This is a genomic window from Pseudomonas sp. NPDC079086, assembly GCF_044542155.1.
GTDB lineage: Bacteria > Pseudomonadota > Gammaproteobacteria > Pseudomonadales > Pseudomonadaceae > Aquipseudomonas.
The window spans coordinates 1-20,088 of sequence record NZ_JBITTY010000002.1; the positions used below are offsets into that span (position 1 = coordinate 1).

Here is a 20,088-nt window from a genome sequence, read left to right on the forward strand (position 1 = left end):
AAACGATGCATCGCCGATGGTAGTGTGGGGTTTCCCCATGTGAGAGTAGGTCATCGTCAAGCACCTATACCAAAACCCCCGATCAGGAAACTGGTCGGGGGTTTTACTTTGTGCGCCAAAAACAAGCTGCGCACAGGCAAGCCTTATCTCTGGGAAGATTTCTACGGTCAAGGCGCGCACGTAAGAGCGCGCTGGAATAATCAGTTGATTGCGTCGGTCAGTGCTTTTGCCGGTACGTATTTAATAATTTTCTTTGCTGCAATTTGCAACGCTTGCCCTGTTTGGGGGTTACGACCGATACGCGCAGGGCGTTCGTTTACTTTGAATTTGCCAATACCCGGTAGAGTGATTTCGTCATTGTTTTCCAGTGCATCACTGACGATTTCACTCAGCTGTTCGAGTGCGGCGCGTACGGTACTTTTCGGTGTGTCTATCGCTTCTGCAATATCGCTGATCAGTTGGTCTTTGGTTATCGGCATGGTGGTGCTCCTTGCTAAGGATATGGGGGCTTATAGGGGTCGTGCCGCAAGTGTGCCACAAGCCATTGAGATGGGCGTGGTATGGAGAAGAGCTTTCTTCCGCTCTGCCATCGGTAGTCTATGCTGATGCTACTTGGCCATTTTGGCCATTGTCCTGGAGAGCCAGCATGCTTCGTGCCTTCGCTGATTTAGGATTTCGTTGGAAAATTGCGCTACCGATTCTGCTGCTGGCTGTTTTGTTGGTTTCTATGGGAGTTTTGGGGATGCGAGGCATCACCCAAGTTGCAGACTCAAGTGCGAAACTGACAAATCGCTTTTTGCCTGGCATCAGTTTTTTGCTGAATGCCGATCGTGATCTTTATCAGGCCTTTGTTGCCGAGCGCAGCTTACTTGATGAGGGGGCGAGTGCGTATGCTGAAGTGTTGACTGCTGCGCATGCAGAAAACCTGCAGCAGGCTTATGACCGCGTACATAAATTCGCGGACATGCGGCCAGGTGACGAAGCGATGCAATTGGTCGCGCAATTCGATGCGGGTTTTGAGCGGTGGAAGTCTACTTCGCAAAAGGTCTTGCAGTTGGCTACTAGTGATCCCGAGGCAGCCAGTGTCTTGAGTTTTGGCGGCAGTGAAGAGCAGTTCGAGGCGATGCGTACTGCTATCGACAAGCTGGGTGAGATGGATGATGCGGCAGCTAATGCTGAAGGAGTGGCAGCTATTAAGCTGGGTGAAACCTTGAGCTGGCAGCAGGGCGTGATTATTGCGATCGGCTTGGGGGTTTGCCTTGTGCTAGTGGTTGGCTTTCCAATTCTAGTAACCGGACCTTTGCATAATCTGCTTAATCGTATCGAGCAGATTGCGGATGGTGATGGCGATTTGCGAGTGCGTCTGGACGTTTTGTCTAATGATGAGTTGGGTAAGCTCAGTCACGCGTTCAACCGCTTTCTCGATAAGTTGCAGCCGTTAATCAAGGAGGTCGGGCGAGTTACCGGGGAAGTTGAAAGTTCTGCGCAAAGCCTGGCGGGAATGGCCGCATCTAATGATCGGTTGATTAGCAGTGAGCACGCAGCAGTCGATCAGGTCAGTACAGCTGCAACGGAGATGAGTTCTGCGGTGCATGAGGTGGCGCGTAATGCGCAAAATGCAGCTGATGCTGCTCGTAATGCTGAGGCGCAGTCACGAGACGGTGCGCAGGTGGTAAGCGCCACGATCAGCTCGATTCGCCAGTTGGCGCAAGAAGTCGAAAGTGCATCGGCAACCATTCAGACCCTTGAGCAAGAGGCATCTAATATTGGTGCGGTATTGGCTGTTATCAGGGGTATAGCAGAGCAAACCAACTTATTGGCACTAAATGCTGCTATTGAGGCTGCACGTGCCGGAGAGCAGGGGCGCGGTTTTGCGGTTGTAGCTGATGAGGTACGCGCATTAGCTGCGCGTACGCAGGAGTCGACCAAAGACATTCAGGTGATGATCGAGCGCTTGCAAGTCGGTGTGCAGAATGCGGTTAAAGCTACTCATTCTGGGAGCACTAAGGCAAGGCAAAGTGTCGAGCAGGCGGCCGGAGTGGATCAGGCGCTTACTGATACCAGTGACTCTGTGCAGCGTATTAACGACATGACCGCGCAGATCGCAACAGCCTGCGAAGAGCAGAGCAGTGTGACCGAAGAGATTGCACGCAATATCAGTGACATTCGTGACTTGTCCAATGAGGCGGCGCAAACCTCTGAACAGAGTGCTCAAGCCAGTCAGCGGCTATCTGAGTTGTCGCATGGGTTGAGCAAGCTGGTTGGTCGGTTTCATGTCTAATGTGCGTTTCGATGGGCTAAGTGTTTGAAGCGGTTGTAACTTCGGTTTAAGCCGGTACAATGGCGCGGCTCGCTTCTGGCGAGCTGCGTTATGGTGGCCCTGCCGGTCCCCCCGCAACGATTACCTGTGAACCTGGTCAGATCCGGAAGGAAGCAGCCACAGCGGGGACATTGTGTGCCGGGGTGTGGCTGGTGGGGTTGCCTCCAGTCTTGTATCTGGTTGATTTATAAAGGTTCTTCACTCCAAGCCACGCGGTGGTACAAGGAGTGATACAACCGTGTCGGCCGTCCCAACCTATCTCCTGTTATCTCGCCGCTCGGTCTATTACTTCCGAATCGTGGCGCCTGACGTCATTCGCCTGTTGTTTCATCGCAGGGATATACGTCGTTTTCTTCAGGCCCGCTGCAGACGCGAAGCCCTGATACGTGGGCGTGAGCTATTGCTGCAGGTTCAGCGGCTTTTCAGCGAGGCGTTTCAAGGTATCAGGCCGTCAGTTGGCCGCTTGCGAGGTGTGTGGGAGTCAGCGGCGTGAAGACTCGCTAGCTTGGCGCCTGGCGTCTGGGTGCCTCAGTAGCAATGTCACAATGGAGTATTGGCTGCGGGTCCATTGGTGTCGCTGCCTGAGGCACCTCAGTTGTCCGTATACGTGCGAATAGCGACCTAGTCTCAGGTTCCTTGCCTGCAGGGCGCTGAGCATTCTTAGCTTGTGTGGTAGCTAAGCACGCTGTCCTGTTCCTTCAATGCTTTACGCATATCCGCTGGGATGCTGCCGGAGCGCATGGCAAGTTCCAGGCGGATATCTTCCAAGCTTTGGGCGAAGGCTTGCGGGTCAGTGCGTTGAGATGCGCTGAGTACGCGGCTGTACGCGGTTGCGTCGCTAGCATCCAGCAGCGAGAGAACAACCCCGCCGTCGGGGCGGGGCTGGCTGAAAGTAGCGCGCAGCGGGGCAAACAGCTGTTCAACGAGTTCGCGGTTAATGTTGTCCATGACCATGCTCCATCCTGAGGTTGATAGCTTCAGACCTCGAAGATGCTCGATGGTTCGCAGATCCCATTCATCAGGCAGTCAGTGACTGTCGGGCGCGCTCGATAACCTGCTCAAGGTGTGCACCACTGTACTGGCCTGGGTACAGGCGCTGGCTGTGCTTGGCGATGCCGGCATCGTTAACGATAGTGAAGCTGAAGCTGCCTTTGCGAGCAGCCAGGATGCGGCAGTCAAACGGTGCAAATGCACTGGAGAGGGTGCGAATGGCATCCTGAATTTGGTGTTGAGTGTTCATTTTTTGGGTGTTTCCTAAAACAGCGGGCGCGTCATTGCGCTAAATAAAGCTCCAGGCTGTCGACTTAATGTGTCGATTGCATGTGCAGATAGGAGCTGGACTGCGCGCACAAGTTCCCATGATGGTTACGGTGTGCGGGTCGGTACGTCGGAGGCGGGCTTGAGTCAGCGCTTGCGCGGGACGGCCAGATCAGTCAGCAGGTTGGGATATGGGTTAGAGCTGTGCGGCATTACCCGTAGGTGATGCGCTCTTACCTGGAAACCATCGAGGGGGCCAAAAGGCCTGATTGACTTACAGCGTGGTACGAACGGGGCGGATGATACCCGTCTGGTTAATTTTTCGCCAGTTAATTTGCAAGCAATGCTGCAGGCTGGCCATAGTGGGCTGCGCATCAGATGCAATTTGCCCCATGCTCCGTTAGGATTAGCCCCACTTTTGCTTTCCTCTCGTGACGGGTTTCGATGAGTTATCAGGTTCTTGCACGCAAGTGGCGTCCGCGCTCGTTCAACGAAATGGTAGGCCAGACTCATGTGCTCAAGGCGCTGATCAATGCGCTCGATAGCCAGCGACTGCACCATGCCTATTTGTTCACGGGTACCCGTGGTGTGGGTAAAACCACGATTGCGCGGATTATTGCCAAGTGCCTGAATTGCGAGACGGGTATCAGCTCGACGCCTTGCGGTGTCTGTTCGATTTGCAAAGAGATTGATGAAGGCCGCTTTATCGACCTGATCGAAGTCGATGCTGCCAGCCGAACCAAGGTTGAAGATACCCGCGAGTTGCTCGACAACGTGCAGTATTCACCGAGCCGTGGGCGCTTCAAGGTCTACCTGATCGACGAAGTACACATGCTCTCAACCAGCTCCTTCAATGCGCTGCTGAAGACTCTGGAAGAGCCTCCGCCCCACGTCAAATTCCTCCTGGCGACTACGGATCCGCAGAAGCTGCCGGTCACGGTGTTGTCGCGCTGCCTGCAGTTCTCGCTGAAGAACATGCCGCCGGAACGGGTGGTTGACCACCTCACGCATGTTCTGGCAGCGGAAAATATCCCGTTTGAAAATGATGCGCTCTGGTTGCTCGGCCGCGCGGCCGATGGCTCGATGCGCGACGCGATGAGTTTAACCGATCAGGCAATTGCTTTTGGTGAGGGTAAGGTGCTGGCCGCCGATGTGCGCGCCATGCTCGGTACGCTCGACCATGGCCAGGTCTATGGAGTGTTGCATGCCCTGCTGGAGGGTGATGCGCGCGGTTTGATTGAGGCTGTACGGCATCTGGCTGAGCAGGGACCGGATTGGAATGGCGTGTTGTCCGAGATGCTTAATGTGCTGCACCGAGTAGCCATTGCCCAGGCGCTGCCCGAGGCGGTGGATAACGGCCAGGGTGATCGTGAACGGGTGCTTGAACTGGCTCGGGTTCTGCCTAGCGAAGACGTGCAATTTTATTATCAGATGGGTTTGATTGGGCGACGCGATTTGCCGTTGTCGCCCGACCCACGCAGCGGCTTCGAGATGGTGCTGTTGCGTATGTTGGCATTCCGCCCGGCGGATACCCACGATGCGCCGAGGGTGGCGCTAAAGCCGCTGGGGATTAGCCAGGCCACTGCTGATCCCGCGACGAACCCAGTGGCCGGTGCGGCTATCGTTGCACCGGTTAGTGTTCCTGTAGTGTCTTCCCCTGTGGCGCAGCCTGCACCTGTTGCAGAGGCGACCCCTGTCGCGCCTGTAGTAGTGCCTGAAATACCGGCTGCCGTAACTCCGCAAGTACAGGCAGAACCTAAAATTATGGAATCGGTTGCGGTGCAGTCTTCTCCGGTCGAAATTGCACCTGCACCTGCACCTGCACCTGCACCTGCACCTGCAGTCGCTGCTGTAGTTGATCTGCCCTGGGAAGAGCAGGTTCGAGCGCCCGTTGCTGAAGCGGCTGAACCAGTCGCGCCTATTGCTCCCGAAGCGATTACTGAGGCAGTGCAGCCAGCAGCGCTTGAATTGCAGTCGACCGAGTCTGTGCCTCTAGCTGATGTGGATGACGATGAGCCGCCACTGAGTGACTACGACTATGTCGAAATGGACGCCGAAGCGTTTGATTACGACTTTGATGCAGTAGAGCGTGCCGCATCTGCCGAGCCTGAAGTCTTGCCGGCGGCGCAACCGGCGACCGGGCTGGCGGCAGATTGGCTGGAGCTGTTCCCGAAGCTCGGCTTGTCCGGAATGACCGCCAGCATCGGGGCTAACTGCACCCTAATAAGTGCTGAGGGTGATAATTGGTTGCTGCACCTGGATCCTGCGCATTCAGCGCTGTTCAACTCAACCCAGCAGCGACGCCTGAATGATGCGCTCAATCAGTTCCACGGGCGCAAGCTCAAGGTGTTGATCGAGTTGTGCAAACCTGAGCAGGAAACACCGGCGCAGGCAGCGGCGCATAAGCGGGCCAATCGCCAGCGTGAGGCCGAAGCCTCAATCCATCAGGACCCGGTTATTCAACAAATGATTCAGCAGTTCGCCGCGGTTATCCGCGCGGACAGCATTGAGCCCCTGGATACTCCAGTTAACCCCTAATTACCGAGGACTTACACCATGATGAAAGGTGGCATGGCCGGCCTGATGAAGCAGGCTCAGCAGATGCAGGAAAAAATGCAGAAGATGCAGGAAGAGCTGGCGAACGCCGAAGTAACCGGTCAATCCGGTGCTGGGCTGGTCAGCGTGGTCATGACTGGGCGTCACGACGTCAAGCGTGTCAGCTTGGACGACAGTCTGATGCAGGAAGACAAGGAGATCCTTGAAGACCTTATCGCAGCAGCGGTAAACGATGCCGTGCGTAAGGTTGAGCAGAACAGCCAGGACAAGATGTCCGGTATGACTGCCGGTATGCAGTTGCCACCAGGCTTCAAAATGCCCTTCTAAGCGGTCATCCGCCGGCGCTGCATTGCAGCGCTGGGAGTCGGTGTGGGTATCCTCAGCCCACGCCGACTGTGCCTTGCTCTGTCAGGGCTCAATAGCCCGATAGGGTTTTGTTGGTAAGAGTTGTAGCCGTCGAGTATTTCTCCAATGAGTTTCAGTCCACTGATCCGCCACCTGATCGATTCTTTGCGCATTCTTCCCGGCGTTGGACAGAAGACTGCTCAGCGTATGGCATTGCAGATGCTTGAGCGTGATCGCTCCGGCGCCTTACGCCTGGCCCAGGCGCTGACGCAGGCGATGGAAGGGGTTGGCCACTGTAAGCAGTGCCGCAGCCTAAGCGAGGACGAGGTGTGTCAGCTGTGTCTGGATCCGCGACGCGATGACAGCCTTTTGTGCGTGGTCGAAGGGCCTATGGATGTGTATGCGGTCGAGCATACCGGGTTTCGCGGTCGCTACTTTGTGCTCAAGGGGCATTTGTCGCCGCTCGATGGCTTGGGCCCGGAAGCGATTGGCATTCCCGAGTTGTTAGCGCGTATCGCTGCAGGCAGTTTTACCGAGGTGATTTTGGCCACTAACCCGACGGTGGAAGGCGAGGCAACCGCGCATTACATCGCTCAGCTGCTAGCAGGCAAAGGCCTGATTGCCTCGCGCATTGCCCATGGCATGCCGCTGGGCGGTGAGCTGGAGTTAGTTGATGGTGGCACCTTGGCGCACTCGATTGCAGGGCGTCGACCTATCCAGCTCTAGGCTTATGAGTTCAAGCGGCTTGATCGCCCTTGCGCATGGCGTAATCCTCTTCTTGTAAACCAAGCAAGCGCTTGGTAATTTCCCTGAAACCTCAGTGGGAATACCTCATGTCTGCCCTTCAGGAATATTTCGACGAATCGCATCAGTTGGTACGTGATTCGGTCAGGCGTTTTGTCGAACGTGAAATTCTGCCGCATATCAATGATTGGGAGGAGGCTGAAGAGTTTCCTCGCGAACTCTATCTCAAGGCTGGTGCTGCGGGGATTCTCGGGATTGGTTACCCGGAAGTTTTTGGCGGCAGTCATGAAGGTGATGTGTTTGCCAAGGTCGCGGCCAGCGAGGAGTTGATGCGCTCAGGTTCTGGTGGCCTGGTGGCCGGGCTCGGCTCGCTGGATATTGGTTTGCCGCCCGTGGTGAAGTGGGCCAAGCCGGAGTTGCGCGAGCGCATCGTGCCGCAGGTGTTGGCGGGTGAGAAGATCATGGCGCTGGCGGTGACCGAGCCTTCCGGTGGCTCTGATGTGGCCAATCTGAAAACTCGCGCAGTGCTAGACGGCGACTTCTATCGCGTTAGCGGCAGCAAAACTTTTATCACCAGCGGTGTACGTGCCGATTACTACACGGTTGCTGTGCGTACCGGTGGCGATGGTTTTGGTGGTGTCAGTCTGTTGCTGGTGGAGAAGGGTACACCTGGTTTCACCGTAGGGCGCAAGCTGAAGAAGATGGGCTGGTGGGCGTCGGATACGGCGGAGCTGTTCTTCGACGACTGCAGAGTGCCTGTAGGCAATCTGATCGGTGTTGAGAACATGGGCTTTGCCTGCATCATGGCAAATTTCCAGAGTGAGCGTTTGTCGCTGGCGATCATGGCCAATATGACGGCGCAGTTGGCGCTTGAGGAAGCGCTGAAATGGGCCAAAGAGCGCGAAGCGTTTGGCAAGCCTATCGGCAAGTTCCAGGTGCTCAAACATCGTCTGGCGGAGATGGCGACCCAGCTTGAAGTGTCGCGCGACTTTACCTATCGGCAAGCGGCGAAGATGGCTGCGGGTAAAAGCGTGATCAAGGAAATATCCATGGCCAAGAACTTCGCCACTGATATTGCCGATCGACTGACCTACGACGCCGTGCAGATCATGGGCGGCATGGGTTATATGCGTGAGAGCCTGGTGGAGCGGCTGTACCGTGATAACCGCATTCTGTCGATTGGTGGTGGCTCGCGTGAAATCATGAACGAGATCATCAGCAAGCAGATGGGCTTATAGAAAGGCAGGTTTTACAAACGCCAGATAAAACAAACCCCGCGAGCGCGGGGTTTGTTTTAAAGCAGGACAGGGGCTTAAGCCACCTGTACCTCTTCAGCTTGCATACCTTTCTGACCGCGAGCGGCCACGTAGGTTACAGTCTGGCCTTCTTTCAGGCTTTTGAAACCGTCGCTTTGGATGGCTTTAAAGTGAACGAAGAGGTCATCGCCGCCGTTAGTCGGGGTAATGAAGCCGAAGCCTTTCTCATCGTTGAACCATTTGACGGTGCCAGTTTCGCGATTTGCCATGGTGTGTCTCTTAAATCGATACGAAGTGCGGTGCCAGAGTGCTCATAGCACCTATGCGGTTTTGCTGATAACTACAAGTCAGCTCAGCCATAATAGGCCGTTTTTACGGGAAGTGTTGGGTTTAACGTTAATTATTCATAATTTTCTCTGCTGATAATCCGCCAAGGCCCTATTTGTATGGGCTGCAGGGCGATTAAACATCTGTTAATTGCTGTTGCCGGTCACGGATTCTGGCCAGTTTTGCTTGCTGATCGGTAATTTGACCCAAGTAGAACGCCCTGTTGCTTTCGAAAAGTGTCGGGGCGTTTTCAGTCTGCTTTCACCGTTTTATGCCGAACTGCGCAGGCGGGCCAGGTCGCGCAGCGGTGGCGCGCCGAACAGGCGGCTGTATTCGCGGCTGAACTGCGACGGGCTTTCATAGCCGACGCGGTAACTGGCTGAAGCCGCTTCCAGCCCTTCGCAGAGCATCAGGCGCCGCGCTTCCTGCAGATGTAGCTGCTTCTGGTACTGCAGCGGACTGAGAGCGGTGACGGCTTTGAAGCGGTGATGCAGGGTTGAGGTGCTGAGGTTGGCCTCGCGGGCCAAGTCCTCGATGCGCAGGGGTTGATCGAAATGCAGATTCAACCATTCGATGGCTCGGTTGATGCGCTGGCCCTGGCTGTCAGCGATGGCGATTTCGTGCAGGCGATGGCCCTGCGGACTGTGTAGCAGGCGGTAGAAAATCTCGCGCTGGGCCAGCGGCGCAAGCATGGCGATATCGCGCGGGGTTTCCAACAGGCGCAGCAGTCGCAGCACAGCGTCGAGCAACTGAGTATCGAGGCGATCGAGGTAAAGCGCTCGACGTGGCCCGGGATTGGGCACGCCAATCGGGCCTATGTCGGCGATCAGGCTGGTGATCAGCGCTGGATCAATCTCCAAGCGCAGGCTCAGGTAGGGCTGCTCGGGGGTTGCGCCGATCACCTGGCCGGTAACCGGCAGAGTGACGGATGCCACCAAATAGTTGAGCGGGTCATAGGTGTACTGCTCATCACCTAGGCGCACATCCTTGCGGCCCTGGGCAATGATGCACAGGCACGGTCGGTACAGCGTCGGTACGGGCAGGCTGGGCTGTGTCGCGCAGGCCAGGTCGAGGCCGGCAATGGCGCTGTTATGCAGGCCATCAGCCGGGCACTGACGTTGGATCAGCGCGGCCAGTTCGGCTTGGCGCAGCGCCAGGTTGTCGTCGAGGACGAAGGGGCTGATAGATGATGTCATGGAGGCTCCTGCTGCTGGCTTGCAGATTATCCCGGTTTTTCAGGCAAGTCAGCGCTGCTCAGAATGCGTTGCAGGATCAGGCAATAATTCGCTAGTAATAGGCAAGTAGCTAATATTCATGGGCTTTCAGCGTAATGCTGGGCTGTTTGTGGATTGCGTCTAGTGAGCTGTTCCTAATTTGATAGTTGCAGGTTTAGGCAATAATTCGCCAGTAATCGTCTAACCCTAAGAACGTCATCTCGCTGAATCTGTTGCTGTCGCGGTAGCCCTTACCGCTTACCCGCAGAGGATTCGGCCATGTTGAATATCCAAGACAAAGTCATTCTGATCACCGGCGCCAGCAGTGGTATCGGCGAGGCCTGTGCGCGCTTGCTGGCCGAGAAGGGCGCACAACTGCTGTTAGGCGCTCGTCGTACCGAGCGCCTGGAGCAGTTGGTTGGCGAAATCCGCGAAGCAGGCGGTAACGCGGATTACCGTAGCCTGGACGTGACCAGTCAGACCGATACCCAAGCGTTTGTCGACGCGGCTCTCGCGCAGTACGGCCGCGTTGATGTGTTGGTCAACAACGCTGGAGTCATGCCGCTGTCGCGCCTGGATGTGCTGAAGGTGGATGAGTGGAACCGTATGATCGACGTGAATATTCGCGGCGTTCTGCACGGTATCGCTGCTGCGTTGCCGGTGATGCAGCGTCAACGCAGTGGACAGATCGTCAATATTGCCTCCATTGGAGCCTACCGCGTGGTTCCGACTGCTGCGGTGTATTGCGCGACCAAATACGCCGTTCGCGCCATCTCTGAAGGTTTGCGCCAGGAAGTGGGCGGAGATATTCGCGTCACCCAGGTGTCGCCGGGCGTGGTTGAGTCGGAACTGGCCGAGAGCATTTCAGATGCGCCAAGCCGTGAGGCAATGAAGGCTTATCGAAAAGTTGCCATTACCCCGGATGCGATTGCTCGCGCTGTTGCCTATGCCGTCGAGCAACCAGCGGATGTTGATGTTAGCGAGCTAATCGTGCGGCCTACCGCCAGCGCTTAATAAAGTCGTCCATCTGGAGGGGTTAGCGATGTTTAGTCATACCGCTGTGTTGCACGCAGCGCGTGGGCGTACTGAGCAATTGGGGTTGTGTCTGGATGACCTGCGTGGGTCAGTTCCAGCCATGGCGGGTTGTCTGGGTATAGAGGTGCGGCAGGTGCCAGATGATGCGGCGCAGTGGATGCTGGAAAGTCGCTGGCAATCGGCTGCGGCGATGCAGGCGTTCTTCGCCACGCCGCTGTTGCAGCAGACGCTCGATCAGGCTTTGCAGCAAGGCCTGCTGCGTAGCCTGCAATGCCAGGCCGTTTGAACAGCAGAACGCCCCGGCACGCTAAGCGCGTCGGGGCGTTTTGTTGTGACGCGGGTTACTTGAGGTTGGCTTTCAGCGCTGCTGCAGCTTGCTGCATGGCGCTTTGCGTACCGGGTATCTGGCTGATCACGTTGAGCAGGCCGAAGTCATGGATCATGCCGTTGTAGCGCACGGAGGTGACGTTGACCCCAGCCGCGTCCAGCTTGCGTGCGTATGCCTCGCCTTCATCACGCAGTACGTCGAACTCGGCGGTTTGCACCAGGGCCGGCGGCAAGCCGTTCAATTGCTCCACCGGTGCCTGCAGCGGTGAGGCGTAGATTTCGGCGCGCTGTTTTGGATCAGTGGTGTAGTTGTCCCAGAACCATTGCATCAGGCTTTTGCTGAGGAAGTGGCCGTCGGCGAACTGGTTATAGGAGGCGTTGTTGAAGTTGGCGTCGGTTACCGGCCACATCAGCAGCTGGAACTTGATCGCCGGGGTGCCTTTGTCCTTGGCCATCAGGCTGACCACCGCGGCCATGTTGCCGCCCACACTGTTGCCGGCCACTGCCAGACGCTTGCCGTCGACACCAATCTGCGCGCCGTTCTGCGCCACCCATTGGGTTGCGGCGTAGGCCTGGTTGATCGCGGTCGGGTACTTGGCTTCCGGTGATGGGGTGTAATCGACATACACCGCTGCCGCGCCAGAGCCTACCACCAGATCATGGATCAGGCGTTCGTGGGTCGGGTAATCGCCCAGCACCCAGCCGCCACCGTGGAAGAACATGAAGACCGGCAGCGTGCCCTGGGCATCCGCCGGGCGCACGACTTTGAGCTGGATCGTCTGGCCATCGACCTCGATGGTCTTGTCGGCCACTTTAATGCCCGATACATCGATCTTGACCCCGGCCTGTGCGCCGACCAATACGGCGCGGGCATCTTTCGGGCTCAGTTTTTCGAGGGGCTTGCCACCGCCAGCTGCGAGGGCATTGAGGAAACCTTGGGTATTGCGTTCCACCCCGGGGCTACCAGCGGCAAACGCGCTGTTGACGGCAAGGGCGAGTACGGCGATCGACAAACTGTGTTTGATGTTCATGTGCAGCCTCCTGGGTGGGCCGCTGGCTGGCAGCGGCCGGATGAGTGGTGGGTTAGTCGAGCAGCGTCAGGGTGACGTCGATATTGCCGCGGGTGGCGTTGGAGTAAGGGCAGACGATGTGTGCACGGTCGATCAGGGTCTGCGCTTGCTCGCGGTCCATGCCTGGCAAGCTGATGCGCAGCTCGACTTCGATGCCGAAACCGTTGGGGATCGCGCCGATGCCTACTACACCTTCAATTGAGGCGCCTGCTGGCATCGCCAGCTTGTCGCGGCCGGCAACGAATTTCATCGCGCCGATAAAGCAGGCTGAGTAGCCGGCAGCGAACAGCTGCTCGGGGTTAGAGCCCGCGCCGCCAGCACCGCCGAGTTCTTTCGGGGTGGTCAGGGCGACGTCGAGTACGCCGTCGGAGGAGATGGCACGGCCATCACGGCCGCCGGTGGCTTCTGCATAGGCACGGTAAGCAATGGTTTGAATCGACATGGTGGTAATCCTCTGGAGCTGTTTGGGATGGTTTGTTTAAAGCGTTGCTGTGTCAGGTGGCGATCAACCTTCGTGGTTGATCAGCCAGCTTGGGTAAAGGCCTTTGCCATCTGCCTGGCTGTCGTCAGCCAGAACCGGGGCGGAAAGAGCGAGCAGGGCGGTGAAAGCGATCAGGGTTTTCATAACGGTGCTCCATGAATGTCAGGGTTGTTGGGTTGGATGAAGACAACTGCATGTCTTCGTGGTCTTTTCGCGCTAATGTTTTGTGCGCTAATCAGTTCCATGGGGCGAACTCTAGTGCGCATTAATTTAGCGCGCAAGCTATATTTTTGAGCATTTAGCGATAAGCGCTGATTTGTTCGGGCATAAGCGAGGATTGGCGGGCTGTTGCGTGATGTTTACGAGAGTGGTGGCGGGTGAAATTGTTGTACGGAACTGGGAGGTGACGAGGAGCGTGACGCGGTTTGTGCGACGACCCCGCTGGGGCGAGCGACAGGTCTGTCGCCTAGGTCCCTAAACGGCTTGTTGCAGGCTGCTGCGCAGGGCGACCAGCTCAGCTTTCAGGGCGCCGAGTTCCGCAGCGGATTGCTGGGTGGCGGTAAGGATGCAGCTGGGAATGCGCTTGGCCTGTTCGCGCAGGTCGCGGCCTTTGTCGGTGAGGAACAGTTCAACCACGCGTTCGTCGACACTGCTGCGGGTGCGCTTGAGCAAGCCTTCGGCTTCCAGGCGTTTGAGCAGCGGAGTGACGGAGCCAGGGTCGGTCAGCAGACGGCTGCTGATGTCGCCCACGGTGATGCCGTCGCCTTCCCAGAGCACCATCATCGCCAGGTACTGTGGGTAGGTCAGCCCTAGCTCCTGTAACAGCGGCTTGTAGACCTTGGTCAGCAGCAGCGAGGTCGAATACAGGGCAAAGCACAGCTGGTTATCGAGCAGCAGTTCGGCGCAAGGGTCTTGCGTGGTCATGGCGTTCTCCAGCGGCATAGGACAGTTGGCGACAATTTATCGCGCTAACTACTGTTATGCCAATTGAATGCGCAGTGCGTTCATCTTCGGCTGGCGAATGTCAGGCATAAAAAATGGCCGGGAGCCATTTCTAACGTTGCATAGCGACGGCCCGAAGGGTGGCTGCCAGGGATGGCAGGCATAAAAAAGCCCCAGACACCTGCGGCGCTGGGGCTTGGGCGCTAGCCGATTACTCCACGGCAGCCTGGGTTTTCTTGCTTGAGCCTTTCGGTGCAAAACGAGCAGCCAGGCGCATTGATGCAGTCACAAGGCGCTGATAGAACGCTGGAAACAGGCGCTGCATGCCATCCAGGGCATAGGCATCGGGGCCGATCAGGATGCGCCGCTTGTTTGCCAATGCGCCGTTGATGATCACCTGAGCGGCTTTTTCCGGCGTGGTGCGCAGCAACTGGTCGTTGAACTGTTCACGCGCCTTGTCGGCATCCTGGCCCGTGACGCTGCTCAGGCTGGCGTGCATTCGTGCGGTTTTGGCGATGTTGGTCTTGATCCCGCCTGGGTGCACGCAGCTGGCCGACACACCGCAATTGGCCATGTCCAGCTCCTGGCGCAAGGATTCGGTAAAGCCGCGCACGGCGAACTTGCTGGCGTTGTAGGCGCTCATGCCCGGTTGAGCGAACAGGCCGAACACGCTGGAGACGTTGACGATATGGCCCTGGCCGCTGGCTTTGATATGCGGCAGGAAGGCCTTGGTGCCGTTGATCACGCCCCAGAAATTGATGTTCATGATCCACTCGTAGTCGGCGTAGTCATTGCCTTCCACGGTGCCGCCCTGGGCCACGCCGGCATTGTTGAAGATCGCGTTGACCCGGCCGAATTCGGCTACCACCTGGTCTGCCCAGGCATGTACGGCCTCACGGTCGGCGACGTTGACCAGGGTTTCGCTGACCTGCACACCGAGCTTGCGCGCCTGGGCAGCGGTTTCCGCCAGGCCCTCGGCATTCACATCGGAGAGCGCCAGCTGGCAACCCTGACGGGCCAGACCGAAGGCCAGGGCGCGGCCGATGCCGGAACCTGCGCCGGTGATGGCGGCTACCTTGTTTTCAAACGACTTCATGCGCTGGCCTCCTGGGCAGTCAACTGGATAGCGCTGTTCTGCGCCGGGTGTGCCGCGTGCTTGCGGCTGAAATGATAGGCCGCTGGGTCAAAGTTGCGCGTCAGCAGGCGGAAGCGCCAGGTGAAGCCGGGCCAAACTGTGCAGTTGCGCCCACTAACGGGATGCAGGTACCAGCTCATGCAGCCGCCGGCATTCCATACGGTGTTATCCAGGCTGCCTTGCAGCTTGCCGTTGAAGGTATCTTGTACGTCCTGTTTGACTTCCAGGCTTTGCAAGTCTTGCTCACCCACCAGCTTGAGCGCGCCGAGTACGTAATGGATCTGCGACTCGATCATATAGACCATCGAGTTATGCCCAAGGCCGGTGTTTGGCCCCATCAGGAAGAACAGGTTGGGGAAGCCGGCGGTGAGGGTGCCTTTGTAGGCCTGCGGGCCTTGCGGCCAGGTGTCGAGCAAGTCAACGCCACCACGACCAAACACCACGCCACGTGGCAGTGGGTCGCTTGGGGTGAAGCCGGTGCCGAAGATGATCGCATCGATCCCGCGCTCTTTACCGTCTACGGTGCGGATGCTGCCGCTGCGGATTTCCTCGATGCCGTCGGTGATCAGGTCAACGTTGGGCTGAGTCAGCGCCGGGAAGTAATCGTTGGAGATCAGCACGCGCTTGCAGCCCATCAGGTAATCCGGAGTGACCTTGGCGCGCAGAACTGGATCCTTGATCTGTTTATTGATGTACCACTTGCCAACTTTCTGCGCGAGGGTCATCACCTTGGGCAGCATGGCAAAGCCGATCACCCGGCTTTCCAACAGGGCGTAGATGGTGCCGCGCCAGAGTTTCTGCAGCAGCGGGAAGCGTTTGAAACGGTTGCGTTCGCGCTCGCTGATGGCGCGGTCCGGCTTGGGCATGATCCACGGTGCGGTGCGCTGATAGAGGTCAAGCTGGCTGACCTGCTTCTGAATCTGCGGCACAAACTGGATCGACGACGCGCCGGTACCGATCACCGCAATACGCTTGCCGGTCAGGTCATAGCTGTGGTCCCACTGCTGTGAGTGGAAGATCTTGCCGGTGAAATCGCCCAGACCCTTGAGTGCCGGAATCGATGGGGTGGACAGTGCGCCCATGCCGGACACCACAAATTGTGCGGTGTAGCTGTTACCGGCACTGTCACTGATCTGCCACAGCTCCTGCTGCTCATCCCAAGCCAGGCGGGTGATCTCGGTGTTTAGCTGGGTGTGGTTCTGCAGGCGGTACTTGTTCCAGCAGCCTTCCAGATAGCCCTGGATCTCCGGTTGCTTGGCGAACATGCGCGTCCAATTGGGGTTCTGCTCAAACGAAAAGGAATACAGGTGCGATTGCACGTCACAGCCGCAGCCCGGGTAGTTGTTGACCCGCCAGGTGCCGCCGACGCCGGCTTCTTTCTCGAACAGCAGAAAGTCATGTTCACCGGCCTGCTTCAGGCGGATGGCCATGCCTAGGCCGGAGAAGCCCGTGCCGATAATGGCCACTTTGCAGTGGCGAGTGGCAGAAAGGGGTGAGACGGGTGCATTCATGGCCAAGCTCCTGTTATGTTTATTGCTGGCGTATACAGCTGTATACCAAAGTAGACAAATGTATACTCGCCAGCAAGCGCCATTCTCACAAGCCAACTTTTAGGTAGGGTTCGTCATGCAAACAGCCGTCGGCGAGCAGCCACCCGCTGCGGAAAAAGCCACCGAGGCCCCAGGCAAGACCCTGTTACTGGAGGCCGCGTTACGTCTCACCTCAACCAGCCGCAGCCTGAGCAATCTCGGCCTGCGCGAGTTGGCGCGTGAGGCTGGGCTGAACCCCAATACCTTCTACCGACACTTTAAGGATGTGGATGACCTGGGCCTGACCGTGATCCGGCAAATCTCTACCCAACTGCGTCAACCGCTGCGCGACCTGCGCCGTGAGGCCGCCGAGCGGGCCGTGCAATCGACGCAGGCAAGCTCTTCGATGCTATTTGGTATCGATCTGCAGCGCGGTCGGCGGGTATGCCATGAAACTGTGCAGCTGTTCTTTGATTTCGTCGCGCAGAACCCTGAGGCCTTTATTATCGGAGTGCGCGAGCTGCACGGCGCCTCAGCGGTGTTGCGGACGGCCCTGCAGGAGGTGATGGATGAGTTTGGTGCGGACATGGCAGCAGACATCATGGCCTTCAAGCTGTTGCCGGATGTGGTCAGCCCTGCAGTGGTGCTACAGGTATCAAACCTGATCAGTCGCAACCTGTTCCAGCTGTCGCTGGACTATATCGGCCAGCCCGAACGGCAAGCGGCGATTTGTGCGTTGGCTGAAGAGCAGATCGTTATGTTGTTTACTGGGGCCAGCGTGCTACAGGGGTTGGGGCAGCTAAAATTGCCTGTGCAGTAAGCGCGGCAGCAACTGAGGCAAATCAACGGCAGCGCCATCTGCTGGCGTTATGCTAGATCGGCATCACGACTCTAACGCTTGGCCCATTAAGGACCCCCTATGATCGAAGCCACCTGGATTGCCTTTGCCTTTGTCATGGGGCTGATGGCGCGGGGCGTTGGTCTGCCGCCGTTGGTGGGCTATTTGGGCGCTGGTTTTGCCTTGGCCGGTTTTGGTGACTACATCGGGGTTGGCCCGCGTGACAGTGCGGCGCTGGATCACATCGCGCACCTGGGCGTACTGCTGTTGCTTTTTACCGTGGGCCTCAAGCTGAAAGTCAGTAACTTGGTGCGGCGTGAGGTGATCGGTGGCGGCTTGCTGCATTTCGCCATTTCCAGCCTGATCTTCCTCCCCGCGATTCTATTGCTGCTGGAGCTGCCCTGGCAGCAGGGCCTGCTGCTGGCCATGGCGCTGTCGTTTTCCAGCACTGTGCTGGCGGCCAAGGTGCTGGAGGGCAAGCGCGAACTGCGCGCCTTCCATGGTCGGGTGGCGATTGGTGTATTGATCATCCAGGACTTGATCGCCTTGGTGGTGATGAGCCTGGCCAGCGGTAAGGTGCCCTCGGCCTGGGCGTTGCTGTTGTTTGGGCTGCCGCTAATGCGGCCGTTGTTGTTTCGCCTGCTTGATGCCAGCGGTCATGAGGAGCTGATGGTGCTGCTCGGCCTGTTGCTGGCGCTGGTGCTGGGCGGTTACGGCTTCGAGCAACTGGGTTTGAGTTCCGAGTTGGGCGCGTTGGCTTTCGGCGCCATGCTGGCCAAGCACAAACGGGCTACGGAGTTGGCCAATTCGTTGTGGGGCATCAAGGAAATCTTTCTGGTCGGTTTCTTTCTGCAAATTGGCATTGGTGGCCTGCCGGATGCCGCTGCCTTGAAGTTCGCCCTGATCATGGCGGTGCTGCTGCCGCTCAAGGGCGTGCTGTTCTTCTTTCTCTTCCTGTTGTTCCGCTTGCGCGCACGCAGTGCCTTTCTCAGCAGCGTAACCCTGACCAATTACAGCGAGTTCGGCCTGATCATGGCCAGCGTGGTGTTACCTCAGTGGATGATTCCCCTGGCGATTACCGTAGCGTTGTCATTTGTGATTTCCGCGCCGCTTAACCGCGTTGTTCACCCGTTATACGAACGTCTGGCCAAGCGCCTGATCGCCCTTGAACGGAACATTCGTCACCCCGATGAGCAGCCGGTTTCGCTCGGTTTCTCCCAGGTGCTGGTGATGGGCATGGGACGTACCGGGCGTGCGGCCTATGACTATTTGCAGGAGAAGGGCTATCAGGTGGTGGGGCTGGATTCCGACCCGGTGGTGATCGAGCAGAGCAACAAAGTGGGGCGCCGTGTGTTGTTCGCCGACGGTGAGGACCCGATGTTCTGGCAGCACCTGCAGATGCCCAATGTCGATGCAGTGATCCTCTCGCTTAACGATGAGGAGGCCAAGGTGATTGCCACGCAGAAGCTGCGCGAGCGAGGTTTTAATGGCCTGGTGGTATCCCATGCGCTGTATGAGGATATCGCCATGCGTATCCAGCAAGCGGGTGCCGATCGTACCTATCTGACCATGAGCGAGGCAGGCGCGGGGTTGGCCGAGCATGTGTTGCGCACTCTGGAGAGCCGGGCCGAGGTCGCTGCGGATTGAGCAGTTACCCTCGGCAGGCACGCTGTGCTTAGTTGAAACCCAGACGCTGGCGCCAGCGCAGCTCTAGCGCCTTGCTGTCGTGGTCGAAGGGGTGGAAGCCGGGGCGGTAGTAGTCCAGGTACGATGGAATCAGCTTGGTCAGAAAACCATTGCGTGGGCCGAACAGCATCTTCAAACCCTTGCCCCAGCTGCGCCAGTTGAACAGCTGGCCGTCCTTGCGCAGCAGGTGCAGCTGGAACCAGCCGATCACGCCGAAGAAGATCACGGTGGAAATCGCCATCATGCCGATGCGGGTGAAATAGCCGCCGTAGACCTTCTGGTACACGTCGTAGCAGACCGCTTTGTGCTCGTTCTCTTCAATCGCATGCCACATCCACAGCTGATAGAGCTTGGGGTCGTTCATCTGCGTGGTCAGGTCTTCGCGCTGCAGCAGTTGCTCGGCCATGGTTGCGGTGAAGTGCTCCAGGGCACAGGTGGCGGCCAGACGCTGCTTCTTGGTGGTGATCTTGGTGACCCACTCCAGCAGCACCTTGATGCGCAGTTCCAGCAGTTCCAGGTCGATATTGTGCTCGGCGGCGTAGTCGTTATAGGCCGCGTGCTCCTTGGAGTGCATGGCTTCCTGGCCGATAAACGCGCTGATGTCCTTCTTCAGCTGCGGCTCGCTGACCTGTTCACGTACGGCGCGCACGCTGTCGACGAAGAACTTTTCGCCATAGGGGAACAGCGACGACAGGTTGTTCATGAAGTGGCTCATAAAGGGGTCGCCGGCAAACCAGAACTTCTGGCCTTCATCGAAGCTGAAGTCCATGCGACGCACGGGAAAGCTGGCGGTTGGGGTGCTGGTTTTGGCTGTCATAAGGGCGACTCCTCGGCATCTTGGTCGCGTTCGCGACCGCTCTTGTTATGGGGCTTGGGTCGACAGGCTGGGCTGTCTTGGGCCGTGATTTATCTTTAGCCGAGGGCGTTTCAGGCGCGAGGTCATTCCTGGCCAGGGCGGCCGGATTTGCGCCAACTTATGGATAGTTGTCGGACAGTTCGTCAAGCTCAGGCCCGTCAGGGCCGCGA

Annotated in this window: 21 protein-coding genes, 1 other RNA gene and 1 pseudogene; 12 read left to right on the plus strand and 11 right to left on the minus strand. The window is 57.8% G+C overall.

What is annotated here, in order from left to right; translation table 11 throughout:
• Nucleotides 1-200: 200 nt before the first annotated feature.
• Nucleotides 201-479 carry an HU family DNA-binding protein gene (locus tag ACIGEK_RS09560; RefSeq protein WP_397493124.1) on the minus strand — a complete coding sequence of 93 codons (279 nt, stop codon included), beginning with the start codon at nt 477-479 and terminating at the stop codon, nt 201-203.
• 167 nt (nt 480-646) lie between these two features.
• Between ACIGEK_RS09560 and ACIGEK_RS09565 the strand changes: the two are divergent.
• The 4 genes and pseudogenes from ACIGEK_RS09565 to ACIGEK_RS09580 all read left to right on the plus strand — a co-directional run.
• Nucleotides 647-1,423, plus strand: a pseudogene (locus tag ACIGEK_RS09565) (MCP four helix bundle domain-containing protein); the annotation flags it as partial.
• A gap of 78 nt (nt 1,424-1,501) precedes the next feature.
• Entirely contained in the window at nt 1,502-2,281 is a 780-nt protein-coding gene (locus tag ACIGEK_RS09570) for a methyl-accepting chemotaxis protein (protein ID WP_397493985.1), read from the plus strand.
• 100 nt (nt 2,282-2,381) lie between these two features.
• Nucleotides 2,382-2,478: signal recognition particle sRNA small type (ffs, locus tag ACIGEK_RS09575), an RNA gene on the plus strand.
• A gap of 80 nt (nt 2,479-2,558) precedes the next feature.
• Nucleotides 2,559-2,813: a DUF6538 domain-containing protein gene (locus tag ACIGEK_RS09580; RefSeq protein WP_397493125.1), complete on the plus strand. Its 255-nt coding sequence runs from the start codon at nt 2,559-2,561 to the stop codon at nt 2,811-2,813.
• Between the two features lie 167 nt (nt 2,814-2,980).
• Here the strand turns inward: ACIGEK_RS09580 and ACIGEK_RS09585 are convergent, their stop codons facing one another.
• A complete protein-coding gene (locus ACIGEK_RS09585) occupies nt 2,981-3,268 on the minus strand; it encodes a DUF3509 domain-containing protein (RefSeq protein ID WP_397493126.1) in 288 nt (95 codons plus the stop codon).
• A gap of 70 nt (nt 3,269-3,338) precedes the next feature.
• Nucleotides 3,339-3,560, minus strand: coding sequence for a hypothetical protein (locus ACIGEK_RS09590; RefSeq protein WP_090256116.1), 222 nt, complete (start codon nt 3,558-3,560; stop codon nt 3,339-3,341).
• Nucleotides 3,561-4,021: 461 nt separating this feature from the next.
• Between ACIGEK_RS09590 and dnaX the strand changes: the two genes are divergently transcribed.
• The 4 genes from dnaX to ACIGEK_RS09610 all read left to right on the plus strand — a co-directional run bounded on the left by dnaX (nt 4,022) and on the right by ACIGEK_RS09610 (nt 8,460).
• The gene (dnaX, locus tag ACIGEK_RS09595) at nt 4,022-6,115 is read left to right on the plus strand and encodes a DNA polymerase III subunit gamma/tau (RefSeq protein ID WP_397493127.1); all 2,094 of its coding nucleotides are present in this window, start codon (nt 4,022-4,024) and stop codon (nt 6,113-6,115) included.
• An 18-nt stretch (nt 6,116-6,133) separates the two neighbouring features.
• The gene (locus ACIGEK_RS09600; protein WP_090385942.1) at nt 6,134-6,460 is read left to right on the plus strand and encodes a YbaB/EbfC family nucleoid-associated protein; all 327 of its coding nucleotides are present in this window, start codon (nt 6,134-6,136) and stop codon (nt 6,458-6,460) included.
• Nucleotides 6,461-6,604: 144 nt separating this feature from the next.
• The gene (gene recR / locus ACIGEK_RS09605; protein WP_289238368.1) at nt 6,605-7,204 is read left to right on the plus strand and encodes a recombination mediator RecR; all 600 of its coding nucleotides are present in this window, start codon (nt 6,605-6,607) and stop codon (nt 7,202-7,204) included.
• 107 nt (nt 7,205-7,311) lie between these two features.
• Complete coding sequence (locus ACIGEK_RS09610) at nt 7,312-8,460, plus strand: acyl-CoA dehydrogenase family protein (protein WP_397493128.1); 1,149 nt, start codon at nt 7,312-7,314, stop codon at nt 8,458-8,460.
• A gap of 74 nt (nt 8,461-8,534) precedes the next feature.
• Here the strand turns inward: ACIGEK_RS09610 and ACIGEK_RS09615 are convergent, their stop codons facing one another.
• Both ACIGEK_RS09615 and ACIGEK_RS09620 read right to left on the minus strand, forming a co-directional pair.
• Nucleotides 8,535-8,747, minus strand: coding sequence for a cold-shock protein (locus ACIGEK_RS09615; protein ID WP_069516724.1), 213 nt, complete (start codon nt 8,745-8,747; stop codon nt 8,535-8,537).
• Between the two features lie 327 nt (nt 8,748-9,074).
• On the minus strand, nt 9,075-10,001 hold the full coding sequence (locus ACIGEK_RS09620) for an AraC family transcriptional regulator N-terminal domain-containing protein (RefSeq protein WP_397493129.1): 927 nt from the start codon (nt 9,999-10,001) through the stop codon (nt 9,075-9,077).
• Nucleotides 10,002-10,298: 297 nt separating this feature from the next.
• Here ACIGEK_RS09620 and ACIGEK_RS09625 point away from each other — a divergent pair, with 297 nt between their 5' ends.
• The gene (locus ACIGEK_RS09625) at nt 10,299-11,033 is read left to right on the plus strand and encodes an SDR family oxidoreductase (RefSeq protein WP_397493130.1); all 735 of its coding nucleotides are present in this window, start codon (nt 10,299-10,301) and stop codon (nt 11,031-11,033) included.
• Between the two features lie 28 nt (nt 11,034-11,061).
• Nucleotides 11,062-11,340, plus strand: coding sequence for an antibiotic biosynthesis monooxygenase family protein (locus tag ACIGEK_RS09630; protein ID WP_397493131.1), 279 nt, complete (start codon nt 11,062-11,064; stop codon nt 11,338-11,340).
• A 55-nt stretch (nt 11,341-11,395) separates the two neighbouring features.
• On the opposite strand, the gene ACIGEK_RS09635 is transcribed toward ACIGEK_RS09630, so the two are convergent.
• The 5 genes from ACIGEK_RS09635 to ACIGEK_RS09655 all read right to left on the minus strand — a co-directional run bounded on the left by ACIGEK_RS09635 (nt 11,396) and on the right by ACIGEK_RS09655 (nt 16,520).
• Entirely contained in the window at nt 11,396-12,412 is a 1,017-nt protein-coding gene (locus tag ACIGEK_RS09635) for an alpha/beta hydrolase (RefSeq protein ID WP_397493132.1), read from the minus strand.
• Between the two features lie 52 nt (nt 12,413-12,464).
• Nucleotides 12,465-12,893 carry an organic hydroperoxide resistance protein gene (locus ACIGEK_RS09640; protein ID WP_397493133.1) on the minus strand — a complete coding sequence of 143 codons (429 nt, stop codon included), beginning with the start codon at nt 12,891-12,893 and terminating at the stop codon, nt 12,465-12,467.
• Nucleotides 12,894-13,406: 513 nt separating this feature from the next.
• Entirely contained in the window at nt 13,407-13,856 is a 450-nt protein-coding gene (locus tag ACIGEK_RS09645; RefSeq protein WP_339412950.1) for a MarR family transcriptional regulator, read from the minus strand.
• A 229-nt stretch (nt 13,857-14,085) separates the two neighbouring features.
• On the minus strand, nt 14,086-14,970 hold the full coding sequence (locus ACIGEK_RS09650; RefSeq protein WP_397493134.1) for an SDR family NAD(P)-dependent oxidoreductase: 885 nt from the start codon (nt 14,968-14,970) through the stop codon (nt 14,086-14,088).
• Nucleotides 14,967-16,520: a flavin-containing monooxygenase gene (locus ACIGEK_RS09655; protein WP_397493135.1), complete on the minus strand. Its 1,554-nt coding sequence runs from the start codon at nt 16,518-16,520 to the stop codon at nt 14,967-14,969. The genes ACIGEK_RS09650 and ACIGEK_RS09655 overlap by 4 nt, the downstream gene beginning before the upstream one ends.
• A 115-nt stretch (nt 16,521-16,635) precedes the next feature.
• Here ACIGEK_RS09655 and ACIGEK_RS09660 point away from each other — a divergent pair, with 115 nt between their 5' ends.
• Together ACIGEK_RS09660 and ACIGEK_RS09665 are read left to right on the plus strand one after the other, a co-directional pair.
• Nucleotides 16,636-17,358: a TetR family transcriptional regulator gene (locus tag ACIGEK_RS09660; protein ID WP_397493136.1), complete on the plus strand. Its 723-nt coding sequence runs from the start codon at nt 16,636-16,638 to the stop codon at nt 17,356-17,358.
• A gap of 99 nt (nt 17,359-17,457) precedes the next feature.
• Complete coding sequence (locus ACIGEK_RS09665; RefSeq protein WP_397493137.1) at nt 17,458-19,023, plus strand: cation:proton antiporter; 1,566 nt, start codon at nt 17,458-17,460, stop codon at nt 19,021-19,023.
• A gap of 28 nt (nt 19,024-19,051) precedes the next feature.
• Here the strand turns inward: ACIGEK_RS09665 and ACIGEK_RS09670 are convergent, their stop codons facing one another.
• Nucleotides 19,052-19,879: a metal-dependent hydrolase gene (locus ACIGEK_RS09670; RefSeq protein WP_397493138.1), complete on the minus strand. Its 828-nt coding sequence runs from the start codon at nt 19,877-19,879 to the stop codon at nt 19,052-19,054.
• Between the last annotated feature and the right edge of the window lie 209 nt (nt 19,880-20,088).